This window comes from Bacillus chungangensis, assembly GCF_030812995.1.
In the GTDB taxonomy this organism is placed as follows: Bacteria; Bacillota; Bacilli; order Bacillales; family Bacillaceae_C; genus Bacillus_CF; species Bacillus_CF chungangensis.
On sequence record NZ_JAUSTT010000020.1, the window covers coordinates 31,161 to 48,004 of the forward strand.

The window sequence follows — 16,844 nt, forward strand, 5'->3', positions numbered from 1 at the left end:
TGAATCAAATCTCGTTTTCTTCTTTTGACCATATACACTCTCCATCAATCCATGTTTGGCGAACATGACCATGAAAATCGTGCAGTGGATGTGAAGACCATAAGACAAAATCGGCATCTTTCCCTACATCCAATGAACCTAAACGTTTTTCCAGATGCAGGTGCTTGGCAGCATTAATTGTGACTGCCTGCAAAGCCCTTTTAGGAGAAAGGCCATTTCCAATTGCCAGCCTTGTCGTTGTTAATAATTGATCAATTGGAACAACAGGATGGTCTGTCGTGATGGAAAAAGGAATATCCAATTCCTCAAAAACATGGTAAATATCCCACGTCTTTAAGGCGAGCTCGACTTTGCTTTTTGAAGATAACGTAGGGCCAATTACTACAGGATAACCGGACTGCTTAATCTCCTTTGCAACTCGGATGCCATCAGTGACATGCTCTATCGTCAAATCGAGTTGAAATTCCTTGGCAATGCGCAGCGCTGTTAAAATGTCGTCAGCACGATGGGCATGAGCACGCACAGGTATGTCGCGATTGAGCGCCAATAAATAGCTTTCAGTTCGCAAGTCAAGTTTATTCTTATTCGCCCGCTCAAGCGCATGATAAAAAGCTTCTCGCAGCATTCCAGCTATTCCCATTCGCGTTACACCACTGCGCCCTTTTTGGCCATGAACCCTTTTTGGATTTTCTCCAAATGCGATCTTTAAGCCTGCTGGAAACTGAATCATTTGTTCCTCCACAGATCGATCCGGCTTTACTTTAATAACAGCGGTTAAGCCGCCAACAACATTCGCACTGCCAGGAAGCACTTGTACAGTTGTCACCCCAGCTTTGACAGCATCCCAATAACCTTGGTCAAAAGAGTAAATCCCATCAATTGCTCTTAGATGAGGCGTCATTGGTTCTGACGTTTCATTAAAATCATGGCCTTCCCAGCCAATACCAGTTTGATGAATTCCTAAATGAGTATGGACATCAATAAGGCCTGGTGTAAGTACACCGTTTTTTCCATCTATCCATTCAATTTCTGAGTGAGAAAAAGGAATCGCTTCGCCCTCTTTACCAACAAAATGGATTCCTTTCTCACTAAAAATGATGACTCCGTTAGGAATCATGCTGCCGCCAACTCGATCGATTGTTATCTGATAGATTCCTTTCAACATACAATAACCCTCCTCCTTTATAAATGAACGTTTGAAACTCAAATTTGCATCTTTACTCTCTATTAAATTACTTTTTAAATGAAATATCTACTTTTTACTTGCATTTGACCTTACGTCAAGTATTACAATAACAATAAGCAAAAGAGATCATCTTTCTATACACACGGTAAAACCTCTGGAAGAATGCATGATACTCCACTGCTTTAACAAATTGTACTAAACTATTTTTGTATAAAAATTCAGATCCTATTTTTTGCATAACGGAGTGCAGATTGATTCTAAAGGAGTGATCATCTATGCATCACTATTATTCAATTGGAAAATTTTCAGAAATGACTGGTGTCACACAACGAACATTGCGTTACTATGATAAGTTGAATCTATTACAGCCTAGCTTTGTAAGTGAAGCTGGCAGGCGCTTTTATCGAGAGTCTGATCTGATTCCCCTCCAACAAATTATTGCGTTAAAATATTTAGGCTTCTCGCTTCAAGAAATTAAAAAGCTCATCAAACAGACAGACAATTTATCTGAATCGCTTGCTTTTCAACGACAACTGATGGTACAAAAACAAGAACATTTGACGCAAGTGATTAAAGCAATGGATCATACGATCAACATTCTATCAGAAAACAAAGAGTTGGACCCACTAATCATGGCGTTTCTCATCTCGAGCATTTTGACCGAAAAAGAAAACCTTAACTGGATGAAAACACATTTTCCGAAAGAAATATACGAGCACATCATAAGCCAATTTCCAGAAAAAGAACTGGAATGGAATGCTAAATCAATTGAATTATTTGAGCGTATAAAGCTTGCGCTCAAAAAACAAGATCCACATGATGAAGAGGTGCAGCATTACCTCCAACAGATGATCCTATTGCTAGAGGAAATGCTAGGAGAACAACTATCTGCTATTCAGCAGCTAGAAATTGATGAAGATGATGATCTCCTTCCTGCTTTTATCTCACCTTTCACAAAACAAGAGGAAATCCTCTTGGGAAAAGCTTTTGAAATTTATTATAAAAAGAAAGAGGTGAAAAAAAATGGAGACGAAAAACGAAATAAATAAAGGACAATTTAAACAATTTCTTGACTTGCTGAAGTTGGGAAAGCCGTCAAAGTGGGTTTTCCTAGCTGCTATCATTTTAAGCTTATTTGAAACGGCTGCTGGATTAGTTGTGCCGCTTTTTACACGGAATTTAATCGATGTGATTTCAACATCAGGGATTGAAATCACAATGATCCTTCTTCTTATTGGCGCTTTTATTGTCCAAATCATTTCTGGCGGTGTTTCTTATTACTTGATGACCTATATTGGCGAAACATTCGTGGCAAAAATTCGTGAAAAACTGTGGAATCAAATATTAGGATTGCCAATTCCTTACTTTGATCGCCATCAATCCGGAGAGACCATGAGTCGTATCACGCAAGATACAAACACCATTAAAACGTTAATCACAAATCATTTTGTTACACTAATCTCCGGAATTGCTACTGTCGTAGGCTCGATCATGATCCTCTTATTATTGGATTGGAAAATGACCCTGATCCTCCTCATCGCTGTACCTGTTTCCACAATGATATTAGGGCCATTAGGAAGGAAAATGTATCAAATTTCAAAGCTGACGCAAGATGAAATGGCAAACTTCAGCGCTAATCTTGGACGAGTGCTAAGTGACATCAGATTGGTAAAATCCTACAACGGACAGCCTCTCGAGCAGCAAAAAGGAAAAAAAGGCATTCAACAATTATTTCGTTTTGGTTTAAGAGAAGCAAAAATTCAGGCTGTTATTTCTCCGTTTATGACGACGATTATGATGCTTGTCCTTGTTGTGATTGTTGGTTATGGCGGCGCGCGAGTTGCAGCAGGCGACCTCTCCGCAGGAACATTAGTCGCTATCCTTATCTATTTATTTCAAATTATCGTGCCATTTACACAGCTTGCTTCTTTTTTCACTGCTTTTCAAAAAGCAATGGGTGCAACAGAGCGAATCCAATCTTTGCTTCGTTTAGATTCTGAGGAACAAAACAAAAAAGAGATCGCCGATTTTAGCAAAACGATTTCCTTCAACAAAGTAACATTTGCTTACGAACAAGGAAAAAAACCGATCTTAAAAAAGCTGGATTTTCAGATCCATCCCGGAGAGACGGTTGCTTTTGTAGGACCAAGTGGAGCAGGAAAAACAACGATATTCTCTTTGCTCGAACGTTTTTATTCACTAACAGAAGGAAGCATTCAAATTGGAGAAACAAACATTGCCGAGATTTCTCTAATGGATTGGCGAAAAGCAATTGGCTATGTTTCTCAAGAAAGTCCCATTATGTCAGGAACGATTAAAGACAACATCTGCTATGGGTTGCAAAGAGATGTAAGTGATGAGGAAGTACGAGAAGCCGCAGCTTTGGCAAATGCAGACGGATTTATTGAACAATTATCAAATGGCTATGAAACAGAAGTTGGAGAACGAGGGATTAAGCTATCAGGCGGCCAACGCCAGCGGATAGCCATTGCAAGAGCATTGCTCCGCAATCCAAAGCTCCTCTTGCTTGATGAAGCAACCTCGAATTTAGATAGCGAATCAGAAGTGCTCGTTCAACACGCCCTTAAAAATTTAATGGCCGGACGAACAACTCTTATTATCGCTCATCGTTTATCAACCGTGATTGAAGCCGACAATATTATTGTTGTACAAGATGGCAGCATCACAGGAAAAGGGACACATCAATCATTGATGGAAACACATGGACTGTATCAAAAATTAGTCAACCAGCAGCTGCAAGGAAAAGTCTTTGCAAGTGAGTAAATATAGGCTGATTCAAAAGGTCGTTTGATGATGACACTTTTGAATCAGTTTTTCTAATTTAATGACTGATATTACACTTAAATGGTGGTTGCTCCATTAACCATTATTGCTATTGATGATAACGTTATGGCATTTCAATGTCTCTCTCTATATGCTATGATAAACACATGCTTGACATCATTACATATAGAGAGGGTGAAACAAAATGAGTGAACAAATACTGCAGCAAATTCTTCAAAAGCTCGAGCAAATAGATACGAAATTTGACAAGCTTGACATGAGAGTTGAAAAAATTGAATCAAGACTTGACCAATTTGAAACAAGATTTGAAAAAATTGAATCAAGGCTTGACCAATTTGAAACGAGATTCGAAAAAATTGAATCAAGGCTTGACCAATTTGAAACGAGATTCGAAAAAATTGAATCAAGGCTTGACCACATGGATGAACGTTTAACCTCTCTTGAAGCTGGACAGCAGGAACTATATCAAATTTCGAGAGCGATTCAAGATCGGCAAGAGGAAACAGATGCCAAACTAGAAGCGCTAACCGTTGACATTCACTATTTCCACGGAGAACTGAAGCGTCTGGAACATAAAGTGGATCATAATCATGAAGAAGTCAAAGCAAAAATTGGACAGCTTAAGTCGGTAATTGATTTCACATATGAAAGGACAAATAAGCACGAATTAGAAATTTATAAATTAAATAAAGCAAAGTCCAGTATATAAATAATGACAAAAAGAACTAGCTTCGCTGATTTTCTCACCTTTACAACTATTGCCTATAGAAATTTGACCGTTTCTATTTTTCCAAACTACATCCCCCATTTCACTTTTGACTTTTTTTACACGACTCTATTAAACTAAAACTCCTATCATCAATGATATTTTTTCAATATATTAGAAATGCAAATTGAAATTGCCTTTTACTAAGTAAAACATTCACTTCTCATCTTTAACTTCTTTTCTGTAAGAATAATCCTTTTCGTTTCGAATCGTACTGGATAATTTAAACTTCCATCAGTGGGGGCTTCTCCCATCCCCACTGGTAAGAAGTAGAACAAAGGCTAAGATTACGAGAGGCCTTAAAAAAAACGCTTTTTATATCACTTCTGAAGCTTTCCTTATCCTGTTAGGCTCGAACCAATCGACATTTAACTTTCAGTTATCCCCCACCTACGTTTCTGATTCCTTTTACTCCCGAGATGAGGGTCTTGCCTCGCTAGTTAGATGCAGGATAAATTGATACTTTTTTGATACTTAGCTGATAAGCATTTGATGTCTGCTTGCTATGATTTGTTTTAGAAGGAGGTGAGCACAAGCATATACATGTTTTTAAGCATTACTAATCCTTCCAAGCATTATCAAGTTATCAAAAGAAAGGTGGAAGAATAATGAAAAAACGTTTCATTGCCGGCATTGCAACTGCTTGTTTTCTCGTACCAACTACAGTGCTGGGAGTCGGATCAACTGAGTTAGCAGATAAGTTATTTGGATCAAGTGAACAATTTCAGTTAGTAACTGGGGGAACTTCAGAAGATTACACTAAGTTAGAAGGAAAACTAACAGCAGCAAAAGAAATGCTTGAACCACAAGATTTTGTCGTATTTCAACAATTATTAGAAAAGCTCCATTCGTACAATATGAAAATAATGGATAAGAATGGCAGCCAACATGTTGAACGTTTAAATAAAAAAGAACGGCAAGATTATGAACAATTAATCGCAGAAATTGAACCGTACTTTGAACAGTTAAATAATAGCGAGCAATTATTTCAAACATTAGAAGGAATGAATGATGCTTACGCTGCAAAAATAAAAGAAGCAGAAGCATTATTAGAGCCGAATGATTTTGCCGTCTTTTATCAACTATTTGAAAAACTCATTTCGTACAATAATAAAATAGTTGATCAACATGGAGAGTTCCAGCTAGATCGTTTAAATGAAACAGAACGCCAAGATTACGAACAATTAATGAAAGAAATTGAACCATACTTTGAACAGCTAAATAACCATAATTACACTAAGTTAGAAGCAAAACTAACAGCAGCAAAAGAAGTGCTTGAACCACAAGATTTTGTCGTTTTTCAACAATTATTAGAAAAGCTCCATTCATATAATATGAAAATAATGGATAAAGATGGCAGCCAACATATTGAACGTTTAAATAAAAAAGAACGGCAAGATTATGAACAATTAATCGCAGAAATTGAACCGTACTTTGAACAGTTAAATAATAGCGAGCAATTATTTTTTTGAACAGTTAAATATGATATTATTTTGAAATATCAGAGACAGACAAGCAACTACTAAGCAATATGCTGGTCAAGCAAGCATCCTGTATGTTTGTTGTAAAGACGATTTTACTGACTAAATACTTGTAAATGAATGATTTCTTTAAAGCGGTTTCTATCCTTTTACAGAAACCGCTTTTTTTAACGAACAGAGGGAAGATTCGTTGAATTCGAAGACCTAGTAAGTACCACGTAAACTGCTTATTATGTAACCAATGCTAGTTCAATTCAACAGAATCCTCACCGAAACGATCAGAACAAAATGAACCACTAACAAAAACGACCAAGAGAGATTGGAACGAAAGTGGGGTTGCTAAAAAGATTGCCAATGTTTTATTGGCCTTATTTCTGTCAATCATTCATCGGGGTCTACCGGATTCTCATTTGCACGAAAGACTTCATCAGCAAATTTCTGGAATACTTCAAACTTTTGAAGAGCGATTCCTCGGTCAATGTCTGCAAGCAAAAGTAGTGTGTCGCCTGGTTTGATATCAAATAAGTCCCGGGCTTCCTTTGGAATCACAATCTGTCCTTTGGCCCCTACCTTTACTGAACTCATGTATTTACCCTCATCCTTTTTATTAGAGGCTTTGTTATGACTATCTTTCATATTTACGTCTCCTTTCAGTCAGTTAAAAGTTATACTTATTACACAAATAATACTAAAAAAAAAGCATAATCAGTAATGAATGTTATTTTCCGATTTCCCCCTTATTTCATCTACACATTAACTCATTCTCATCTAGACTGATTATATTATAAGGGATAATCAAAGGCGATTCATCATACCACCTTAGAGGAGGGTGATAAATCGCATGAACAAAACATATTACATTATTTCCACTATCCTCCTTCATCTTTCATTCCCACGTTATTTTTAAAGCTTTAAAAAATAATTGGTCCAATGTGTTTTTTTCCACCCGCTGCTCTTTTAACGTCCTGCTTTTTTCCTCTAAATGATCAAGCTGTACAACAATAAAATCATCAATGAAAGGAATGCGGGATTCAACATCAAGCTCGTCTCCGGCTTTCTTTCTTGCCAATAATGAATCTATTTCATTCATCAGCTTTCCTTGTGGAATGACTGCTGTAAGCAATCTTTCGAATTCCATAGGAGGCATACTTTTAAAGCGTTCAATCCACATTGCCGCAAGAATGGGGCGCAAAATATAAAAATATTTCTTACTCTTTACTTTCTCCCCTTGCAAATCTTTGCGATAGTTCCCTTTCGCCATATTCAAATAATGATGCATAAGTGGTTTTGGTGAAAAATAACGTTCAACATATGCTTGCAGTTCTTGAATAATGGGAACTGGCGTTACATATTGAATTGGGGATTGTAGCCATTCCAATAAAGATGGGTTCGATTTCTGAAAAAGGCGCAGCGCCTTCTGCAAATCCCAGCCATTGATATCTAGTAAATCATGAATCGGCCTCTCAATCACATCTCTTTTGTCAAAGATAGATAAATACCATTCTGGTTGATGAATGTAAATAAAGCGAACATCATAATCACTATCTTGAGAAGGAAATCCCCATGCCCTGCTTCCCGACTCGCAAGCATATAAAATCCGAACATTTTCTTGTTTCTCAATCGCTTTTATCTCTGCTATAATTTTTGCTTTCACTTTATCCTCCCTACTATTTCTCCTATTCTATACCAAACTGCCAGAAAAGCTTTTTTATCGGAACGTTTTTTCCTACTATCGAATAAGTTAAAAGTGCCTAAGTGAAAAGCCGAAACACTCTTTTCAGTACGTTCTAACATTTTCATTCTTCTTGTCTCGAACAAACGCAAAAATGTTCCATCGTTCACGTTTTGAACTTCTTCCCATAATGGATCACAACATCTGTTAAAGCAGCGGCTCATTGAACGATGGATAAGATAATATTCCCCTTATATAAATCTAATGGGGAAAGAAAGGTATGTAAAGCAATGAAACAAAAAGTAGAAACAGAAATAAACCGTTTCATGCGAACGCTTGAAAACAAGCAGTCCCAAGATGGTGCTTGGCGTTTCCCTTTAGAAAGCGGGCTATCGACAGATGCCTATATGATCATTCTTCTAAAATCATTAGAAATAAAAGATGACCATATGATCACAACACTCGCAAAGCAAATTGCGAGTAAACAAGAAAAAAATGGAGCATGGAAAGTATTTCATGATGAGGAGAATGGCAATCTATCCGCAACAATTGAAGCTTATTATGCTTTATTGTACGCAGATTATTTTCAAGAAAATGCCGAACAAATGATTGCTGCCAAAAAATTTATTCTTTTACATGGAGGAATTGAAGAAGCAAGCTTGCTGACAAAGGTCGTATTAGCAATAATTGGTCAATATCCTTGGTCAAATCAATTGATCGTTCCAGTTGAATTTATCTTAGCTCCATCCTTCTTTCCACTCCATTTTTTTGATCTTTCAACTTTCGCCCGTGTTCATATTGCGCCAATATTAGTGCTATCGAATCTTTCCTTTACTAAGGAAATGCCTAAAAGGTATGAACTCTTTCAACAACATTGGAATAAGCCACAGCATCAAAACAACAATGAAGACCGCACCTTTTTCAAAACATTTTTGAAAGAATTGAAACAACTCCCAAACATCCCAGCAGAAATCCACCAAATTGCCCTTCGGCGCTGTGAACAATTCATGTTGCATAGAATTGAGCCTGATGGCAGTTTGTACTGTTATTTTACTTCTACTTTTCTGATGATTTTTGCCTTAATCGCTCTTGGTTATCAAAAAGACCATCCGGTAATCGCAAAGGCTATTCAAAGCTTAAAAGCCCTCATTATTCATAATGAAAAGTATTATTTCATTCAAGAAACAACAGCTACAGTTTGGAATACAGCATTAATAAGTGATGCATTGCAAACAGCAGGCGTGAACAATTCTAACCCTATGATTCAAAGAGCGAATCAATTTTTACTTTCTCATCAGCATTATAAATACGGCGACTGGGCGCTTCACAATCCAAATACAAAACCAGGTGGATGGGGATTTTCAGACGCAAACACAATGAATCCTGATATTGACGACTCGACAGCGGCGTTAAGAGCCTTGAAAGCAGCTAGTCAAGTAGATGCTGTTTATCGGGACGCTTGGAATCGGGGGATAGAATGGGTGCTGTCGATGCAGAATGATGATGGCGGCTGGCCTGCGTTTGAAAAGAACACTGACAAAAAAATATTAACTTTGATTCCTATTAAAGGTGCAGAATATGCAACGATCGACCCCTCTTCTTCCGATTTAACAGGGAGAACAATCGAATTTCTAGGCAGCGATGCCGGGTTTACAAAAAATCATGTGTCCATTCAGCAAGCGATAAAATGGCTTAAAAAACAGCAAGAAAAAACTGGAGCATGGCAGGGGCGCTGGGGAATTTCCTATATTTATGGAACATGGGCCGCTGTTACAGGTATGATTGCTGTTGGTGTTTCAAGCACTGACCCGTCTTTAAAGAAAGCAATTCAATGGCTGCTAAACATTCAAAATCCCGATGGGGGCTGGGGAGAATCATGTAGGAGTGATAAAGAAAAAAAATATATACCGTTAGAAGAAAGTACGCTATCCCAAACGGCATGGGCTGTTGATGCGCTAATAGCAGGCAGCAGCGAACCAACAGATGCGATAAACAAAGGAATTGATTTCATCATTCAAGCAGGGAGCAAAAAGGATTGGACGACAAACTATCCTACTGGGGCAGCACTGCCTGGTGATTTTTATTTCCATTATCATAGCTATCGATATATTTGGCCACTGCTTGCACTTGGACATTACAAGAAAAAGTTTCTCGATGCTTGAGCCAAATAAAAAGTGATTGCTGCGCATGTAGAAGTGGGAATCACTTTTTATTTAACTCTATCTAAATGGAAAAAGCAAGTGGCGGCTACAGGGCTCTCCGTTCCTTATACATAGAAGATCGTAAGCTAATGTTCTCGAAAGGGAAATCTCTTTGATCATTGCCCCCTCACTAATAGAAGGTTCGTTTTATTTCTACACGATCGCTCCATTCGTAAACACTTGCTTCCTACTGCTTTCTCCCATTTCGTCTGTAAATACCCCTTTTGTAAATTCATTGATAACATTTAACCAAAATGCTTGCGCAAGTTTGTTTTCTTTCATTTGCGTTACTTCCCATTTACCTTTATGCCAATCAAATATTTGCCAAGCAACTTGCTTTCCTATCCCCATTCGTCTGTATTTCTTCATAATAAAAAATTCAGCAATGGAAAAAGTCGCGTTTTCATTGTGTACATCGTGACACCTGACTAATACAAACCCAGCATGCTTTCCATTGGCTTTTACTAAATAAGGAAATCTACTTTTCTTTTCTTCCCAATAGAGTGCCAGATAAGGATATTCTTCATATCGCCCATCACTGTTAATATCATCGTTAGTAAATTCCGAGAAATCATAAAAGTAAAATTGCATCAACATTTCCATTATTTCTTTATCTTCTTTTGAAGCGCTAATCATTTCTATTTTCATAGGAAAGTACCCGTTCCTTTCTGTAAATAATCCATTCAAGGCTATCATATTGTTAAGTGATATAAAAATTTCTGGCAAAAGACAATTAATAATTTTATTCTATCAGAAGACAAAAAAATACGCTGAATCTTATTACTGTAAAAAATGCTGTTCATATGCTATACATACCTCTTTATTTATCAATACTAAACTTCGTTAAATAGGGAAAAAGTAATTTTCACATCGTCTAATATTTTTGTATTTTGTAAGAAAACCGATATTAGTAAAAAAAGTCATTAGGTAGCATAGTGGAGTTTTTAAGAGGAAGTAGCCGTTTATGACATACCTCGCTTGCCTTGTTCCAACTGAGCGCTTCATACATATTATATCAATGAAATACACCGTTTGATGTTGCTAAGCTAAATCTGTATAGTGGTATAGGTAAAGTCGTCTATCGACTCTCATTGTCGTTGCAGCGAAAGATGAGCAAGTAATTAGAGAGGTGAAAAGTTTGTCACTGATCAAGGTAGAGAATTTATCTAAAGTTTTTGGAAAAAACCCTAAACATACACTAAAGCTTCTTAAAGATGGCAAAACAAAAGAAGAAATTTTAAAAGAAACTGGCCATACAGTTGGTGTTAATCGCGCTTCTTTTGAAGTTGAAGCAGGTGAAATTTTTGTCATAATGGGTTTATCCGGTAGTGGGAAATCTACATTAATCAGATTAATAAATCGATTGATTGAGCCTACAGAAGGAAGTATTTATATAAATGGCGAAAACCTTGCTACTATGAATAAAAAAGAATTACGGCGAGTACGTAGAGAAAAATTAAGCATGGTTTTCCAACGGTTTGCCTTATTCCCTCATCGAACAATCTTAGAAAACGCTGAATTTGGTCTTGAAATTCAAGGCGTTTCTAAAGAAGAAAGAATGAAAAAAGCGAAAACATCACTTGAATTAGTTGGACTAGGAGGATACTTGGACCAATATCCAAGCCAACTGTCAGGCGGAATGCAACAGCGGGTAGGTTTAGCACGTGCATTAGCCAATGACCCCGAAGTTCTCTTAATGGATGAAGCTTTCTCCGCATTAGATCCACTTATCCGTAAAGAAATGCAAGACGAACTTGTTGATTTACAAGGAAGCATGAAAAAAACCATCCTTTTTATTACCCATGATTTGGATGAGGCGCTTAAAATTGGTGATCGAATTGCCTTGATGAAAGATGGTTCTATCGTCCAAATTGGAACGCCTGAAGATATTTTAGTCAATCCTGCTAATGAATATGTCGAACGTTTTGTTGAAGATGTTGATCGTTCAAAAGTCTTAACTGCTCATCATATTATGAAACGCCCTGAAACGATTCATATCGAAAAACATGGTCCTACTGTTGCACTCGATCGTATGAGAGAAGAAGGCATATCCAGCATCTTTGTGACAGATATGCAACGCAACTTAAAAGGGTATATAACAGCAGATGACGCCTCAAAAGCACGAAAAAATAAAGTAAGAGATCTTCAGTCGATCCTTAGAACAGACGTACTTACTGTCACTGAAGATACGCCAATGAATGAAATCTTTGATATTATTCATGATTCACCTATCCCTGTTGCTGTCGTTAAAAACGGCAAACTTATGGGCATTATTATTCGTGGAGCTGTCATTGCTGCCCTATCTAATGATTCCGAGGTGAGCTTAAATAATGTCTAATTTTCTTCAAGAAGCATTGCCTATTGCTGAATATACAGAAAAATTTACTGATTGGGCAACAGATACTTTCTCCTTTTTCTTTGAACCAATTAAAACACATTTTGGCAATCTTCTCGAGTTTCTTTCTGAAAAAGCTGCTGATTTTCCAGCAATCATTGTTATTATCATTGTTGCAATATTGGCATTTTTCTTAAGCGGCAAAAAATTCGGTTTAATGACTTTTTCTATCGTAGGACTCTTGTTCGTTTATAATCAAGGATTATGGGCAGAATTGATGGAAACTTTTACCTTAGTCATGACCGCAAGTATCTTATCAGTCATCATCGGCATTCCTGTCGGCATCTGGATGTCAAAAAGCAAAACAGCACAGTCTATCATTACTCCGATATTAGACTTTATGCAGACAATGCCTGCTTTCGTCTATCTTATTCCAGCAGTTGCCTTTTTTAGTATTGGAATGGTGCCAGGTGTATTTGCATCGTTAATCTTTGCAACACCTCCAACTGTGCGCTTTACAAACCTAGGCATCCGCCAAGTTTCTAAAGAATTGGTGGAAGCATCTGAAGCCTTTGGAAGTACTGGCCCGCAAAAATTGTTTAAGGTAGAGCTTCCGATGGCTAAAGCAACCATCATGGCTGGCGTCAATCAAACAGTGATGCTTGCGTTGTCTATGGTTGTTATTGCTTCGATGATCGGTGCTCCTGGCTTAGGTCGAGAAGTGTTGTCTTCTTTACAGCGCGCTCAAGTCGGGACTGGTTTTGTAGCTGGTTTAGGAATTGTTATCTTAGCCATTATCATGGATCGTTTTACTCAAAGTTTAAATGGTAAAAAATAACATTAATATATAATGAATGTTATTAGCTTTTCAAAATGAAAAGTTAAAATATATCTTTTTTCAAAAAAAAGGAGAGGTTTTGTTATTTATGTTTAAATTGAATTGGAAACATCTCGGCCTTACTGTCGGATTATCACTCACATTGTTTGCAGCAGGATGCGGCTCTAATAATGACGCAGGTGAAACGAACAAAGACAATGATGACAAAGCTAATCAAGAAGTGAATATCGGAAAAGAAGTTGGATATAAGATTATTGGAATTGAAGCTGGTGCCGGCGTTGTGAAAGCAACTGAAAATGCGCTCGAAGAATATGACAACTTAAAAGGATGGAAAGTAGATACTTCATCTAGCGGCGCAATGGCTACCGCATTAGGGCAAGCGATAAAAAAAGAAGAACCTATTATTGTAACAGGCTGGACGCCGCATTGGAAATTTGCAAAGTACGACCTTAAATATTTAGAAGATCCTAAAGAAGTATATGGCGGCGAAGAATCAATTAAAACAATGGTGCGTAAAGATTTAGAGAAAAGTGCACCGAATGCTTATAAAATTCTTGACAACTTCCATTGGACTCCAGAAGATATGGAATCTGTCATGCTTGCTCGTGAAGAAGGCACTTCAATTGAAGATGCAGCGAAAACATGGGTAAAGGAAAATGAAGAAAAAGTAAATGAATGGATAGATGGAATTAGCCAAGCTGATGGAGAAGAAATTGAATTGGTCTATGTAGAATGGGATTCTGAAATTGCTTCGACAAATGTCATTGGAGAAGTATTGCGCCAACAAGGTGTTAAAGTAAAGCTAACGCCACTAGATAATGCAATTATGTGGCAATCAGTTGCAAACGGAGAAGCAGATGCTATGGTTGCTGCTTGGCTCCCTGCTACACATGGAGATCTTTACGAAGAATATAAAGATAAATTAGTAGACCTCGGCAACAACTTAGAAGGCGCTAAAATTGGAATGGTTGTTCCAGCCTACATGGATATTAATTCCATTGAAGATTTAGAACCAGCAAAATAAGAATACAGATTAAAAGCTGTCCTTCACTTTTTGTAGGACAGCTTTTTTTAAAAGGGGAGATGTGAAGTTTATGTTTAATAGAGATTGGAAACGTATTGGATTATTATTGGGATTTTCTCTTCTTATCATCATTGCAGGCTGTGGTACTGATAAGAATACCAAAGAGAAGGCCAGTGACAATAGCTCAAAAAACGATGCTGATAAGGTAAACTATACGATTACTGGAATAGAACCTGGCGCTGGCATAATGCAGGCAACGGAAAAAGCGCTAAAAGAATATGAAAATCTAGCAGCAGGCTGGAAAGTCGATATTGCTTCAACTGGTGCCATGACAGCCGAATTATCGAAAGCGATTGATAAGAAAAAACCTATTATTATAACTGGTTGGACGCCGCATTGGAAATTTGCAAAATATGATTTGAAGTTTTTAGAGGACCCTAAAGGCATCTATGGAGACGTTGAAGTAATTAAAACGATTGCACGTAAAGGATTAAAGGAAGATATGCCGAATGCTTACCAGATTTTAGAACGATTCTACTGGACACCAGAAGATATGGAAAGTGTTATGTTAGCTAGTCAAGACGGTAAAAGCATGGAAGAAGCAGCTAAAGAATGGATAGAAGCAAATATGGATAAGATTGCAGAATGGACTGATGGAGTCAATGAGGTGAATGGAACAGCGATCGAACTGGTTCATACCCAATGGGATTCTGAAATGGCTTCTACTAATGTTGTCGCAGAGGTGCTTCGCCAAAAAGGATTTGATGTCAAAATGACTCCAGTAGATGTAGCTATCATGTTTCAATCCGTTGCTGCTGGTGAAGGGGATGCGGCAGTTGGTGCTTGGCTCCCTGCTACACACAAAGATGTATATGAAAAATATAAAGATGAACTTGATGACCTTGGTGCGAACCTAGAAGGAGCTAAAATTGGCTTAGTCGTTCCAATTTATATGGATATTGAGTCAATTGAAGATTTGCCCTTCCCTTCATAAATAGTTTCCACATAGCTGTCACTATAACGGGGGGGGTATTCCCTTATCCCCCACTCATAAGAAGAAGAACACGCAGGCGTCCTCGACGCTTTTTCTTCGTGCGATCCTGATTCAAGAAGCTTTCCTTATCCTGTCGGCATGAATCGAGCCTTCACCTAACCGCTTCTGATTCCTCTTACTCTACGAAGTGGGGGTACTACTGCTAGTTAGATGTAGGATAAATTACAGGATTCAATTCCCTCAAACTTTAGACGTTTGAGAGAATGTTTTATTCACAATGCCTCTTTCTCCTCTATTCTTAAAACAATGAAAACGGTAAATAAGGGCTGTCGCTTTTAATTTTTAACTTCATACGTTCTAAAAATTTTAATTGCACTTCATTTAAATTATTGGCATACATCATATGATACATATAAGAATAAATTTGGCGAAAATCTAAAAAGAATGGAATCTGTTGCATCCATTCAGAAGGCAACTGATGCTCCCGCTCATATCCCTTCATAAATGATTGAAAAAAAGCTTTCGCAAAAGCTTCTTTACTTTGTGGTTCGGCATCATTACAGGTTTGGACAGCATGGTAAATAACGATTGCAATATCATAAACAAACCAATGGTACTCACAGTCGCCAAAATCCATTAAAATGAGATTTTTTTTATCATCGATGAAAAAATTATGTTGATGTAAATCATGATGTATGATGCCATAAGCATTTGAAGTTGTTGGCAGCTCTCTTAATTGCTTCACATATGCTTTCAATCTCTCTTGAATCTCCACATCTACAAAATCCAACTCTAAATAATAGAGAGGATGATCATACCAATTAGGACGCTTTGTTGTCCTTGGTGTATAATTTTTAGCCAAAGCATGCATCTTCCCCATTGTTCTTCCCCAATTTTCGAATAAATAGTTGTTCCAAGTTTTTGAATCATTCACATTTACATGCTGCCCCTTCGCTTTTTCATACACCACTAAATAGTAATTGTCAGCTAGCGGCACTATATAACGGTTATCTATGATTGGCAATGCCTTGCATACCTGAACATGATGATCGCTTAAATAATCGATCCAATTTAGTTCGGCTTCGATTAATGATAGGCTATTTCCATCTTCCTTAAAAATTTTTAAGATAAAAGGTTTGTTTTTCACCTCAAAGACGTGATCAAAATAGCCGCCTATTAACTCCACTTCTGAAAATGGCACTTTTAATAATGCGCATGCTTTGAATAAAATCGATTTATTCACCATAAAATCACTCCTTTATCGTAAGTCTTATTAAAAAGGCTGCCTAGCAGCTTTTCGTGCAACATCTGAAATAGAGTCTAGCTGTCTATTAGATCGGTATTTCTATTTCAATAACCTGTATATTTTATACGTTATGATGATTCATAAGTTTCAATATTGAATCTATTCTCATCTCCTTTCCCCTTATCATTAAAATAAGCTTTGAAAAAAAGATACAACACAAGGTCTTTCTTATCGTCTATTGGTCTGATTTATTTATGTAACAAGTCTAATATAAAGTACATTTGAACTTTTTAAAT

Annotated in this window: 14 protein-coding genes; 9 read left to right on the forward strand and 5 right to left on the reverse strand. The window is 37.3% G+C overall.

The window, feature by feature from the left end; genetic code table 11:
• Positions 1–4: 4 nt before the first annotated feature.
• A complete protein-coding gene (locus tag J2S08_RS15450) occupies positions 5–1,165 on the reverse strand; it encodes an amidohydrolase (RefSeq protein ID WP_307231054.1) in 1,161 nt (386 codons plus the stop codon).
• Between the two features lie 296 nt (positions 1,166–1,461).
• Between J2S08_RS15450 and J2S08_RS15455 the strand changes: the two genes are divergently transcribed.
• The 4 genes from J2S08_RS15455 (at position 1,462) to J2S08_RS15470 (ending at position 6,229) form a co-directional block, all read left to right on the forward strand.
• Positions 1,462–2,235, forward strand: coding sequence for a MerR family transcriptional regulator (locus J2S08_RS15455; protein WP_307231056.1), 774 nt, complete (start codon positions 1,462–1,464; stop codon positions 2,233–2,235).
• Positions 2,210–3,970, forward strand: a complete 1,761-nt coding sequence (locus J2S08_RS15460) for an ABC transporter ATP-binding protein (protein WP_307231058.1) — start codon at positions 2,210–2,212, stop codon at positions 3,968–3,970. Before J2S08_RS15455 ends, J2S08_RS15460 begins: the two co-directional genes overlap by 26 nt.
• 205 nt (positions 3,971–4,175) lie before the next feature.
• Positions 4,176–4,700, forward strand: coding sequence for a tropomyosin (locus J2S08_RS15465; RefSeq protein ID WP_307231060.1), 525 nt, complete (start codon positions 4,176–4,178; stop codon positions 4,698–4,700).
• A gap of 665 nt (positions 4,701–5,365) precedes the next feature.
• Complete coding sequence (locus J2S08_RS15470) at positions 5,366–6,229, forward strand: DUF3600 domain-containing protein (protein WP_307231062.1); 864 nt, start codon at positions 5,366–5,368, stop codon at positions 6,227–6,229.
• Positions 6,230–6,619: 390 nt separating this feature from the next.
• Here the strand turns inward: J2S08_RS15470 and J2S08_RS15475 are convergent, their stop codons facing one another.
• Positions 6,620–6,874: an AbrB/MazE/SpoVT family DNA-binding domain-containing protein gene (locus J2S08_RS15475; RefSeq protein WP_307231064.1), complete on the reverse strand. Its 255-nt coding sequence runs from the start codon at positions 6,872–6,874 to the stop codon at positions 6,620–6,622.
• A gap of 250 nt (positions 6,875–7,124) precedes the next feature.
• Positions 7,125–7,892 carry a nucleotidyltransferase domain-containing protein gene (locus tag J2S08_RS15480; RefSeq protein ID WP_307231066.1) on the reverse strand — a complete coding sequence of 256 codons (768 nt, stop codon included), beginning with the start codon at positions 7,890–7,892 and terminating at the stop codon, positions 7,125–7,127.
• 308 nt (positions 7,893–8,200) lie between these two features.
• Here J2S08_RS15480 and shc point away from each other — a divergent pair, with 308 nt between their 5' ends.
• Entirely contained in the window at positions 8,201–10,072 is a 1,872-nt protein-coding gene (gene shc, locus J2S08_RS15485) for a squalene--hopene cyclase (RefSeq protein ID WP_307231067.1), read from the forward strand.
• Between the two features lie 192 nt (positions 10,073–10,264).
• On the opposite strand, the gene J2S08_RS15490 is transcribed toward shc, so the two are convergent.
• Complete coding sequence (locus J2S08_RS15490) at positions 10,265–10,759, reverse strand: GNAT family N-acetyltransferase (RefSeq protein WP_307231069.1); 495 nt, start codon at positions 10,757–10,759, stop codon at positions 10,265–10,267.
• A 490-nt stretch (positions 10,760–11,249) separates the two neighbouring features.
• On the opposite strand from J2S08_RS15490, the gene J2S08_RS15495 reads away from it, so the two are divergent.
• From J2S08_RS15495 to J2S08_RS15510, 4 genes are all read left to right on the forward strand, one after another.
• Complete coding sequence (locus tag J2S08_RS15495; RefSeq protein ID WP_307231071.1) at positions 11,250–12,449, forward strand: quaternary amine ABC transporter ATP-binding protein; 1,200 nt, start codon at positions 11,250–11,252, stop codon at positions 12,447–12,449.
• Positions 12,442–13,284: an ABC transporter permease gene (locus J2S08_RS15500; protein WP_307231072.1), complete on the forward strand. Its 843-nt coding sequence runs from the start codon at positions 12,442–12,444 to the stop codon at positions 13,282–13,284. Before J2S08_RS15495 ends, J2S08_RS15500 begins: the two co-directional genes overlap by 8 nt.
• 88 nt (positions 13,285–13,372) lie before the next feature.
• Positions 13,373–14,308 carry a glycine betaine ABC transporter substrate-binding protein gene (locus J2S08_RS15505; RefSeq protein WP_307231074.1) on the forward strand — a complete coding sequence of 312 codons (936 nt, stop codon included), beginning with the start codon at positions 13,373–13,375 and terminating at the stop codon, positions 14,306–14,308.
• A 70-nt stretch (positions 14,309–14,378) separates the two neighbouring features.
• Positions 14,379–15,302, forward strand: coding sequence for a glycine betaine ABC transporter substrate-binding protein (locus tag J2S08_RS15510; RefSeq protein WP_307231077.1), 924 nt, complete (start codon positions 14,379–14,381; stop codon positions 15,300–15,302).
• A gap of 298 nt (positions 15,303–15,600) precedes the next feature.
• Here J2S08_RS15510 and J2S08_RS15515 read toward each other — a convergent pair whose 3' ends face one another.
• A complete protein-coding gene (locus J2S08_RS15515) occupies positions 15,601–16,545 on the reverse strand; it encodes a phosphotransferase enzyme family protein (RefSeq protein WP_307231078.1) in 945 nt (314 codons plus the stop codon).
• Positions 16,546–16,844 lie beyond the last annotated feature (299 nt).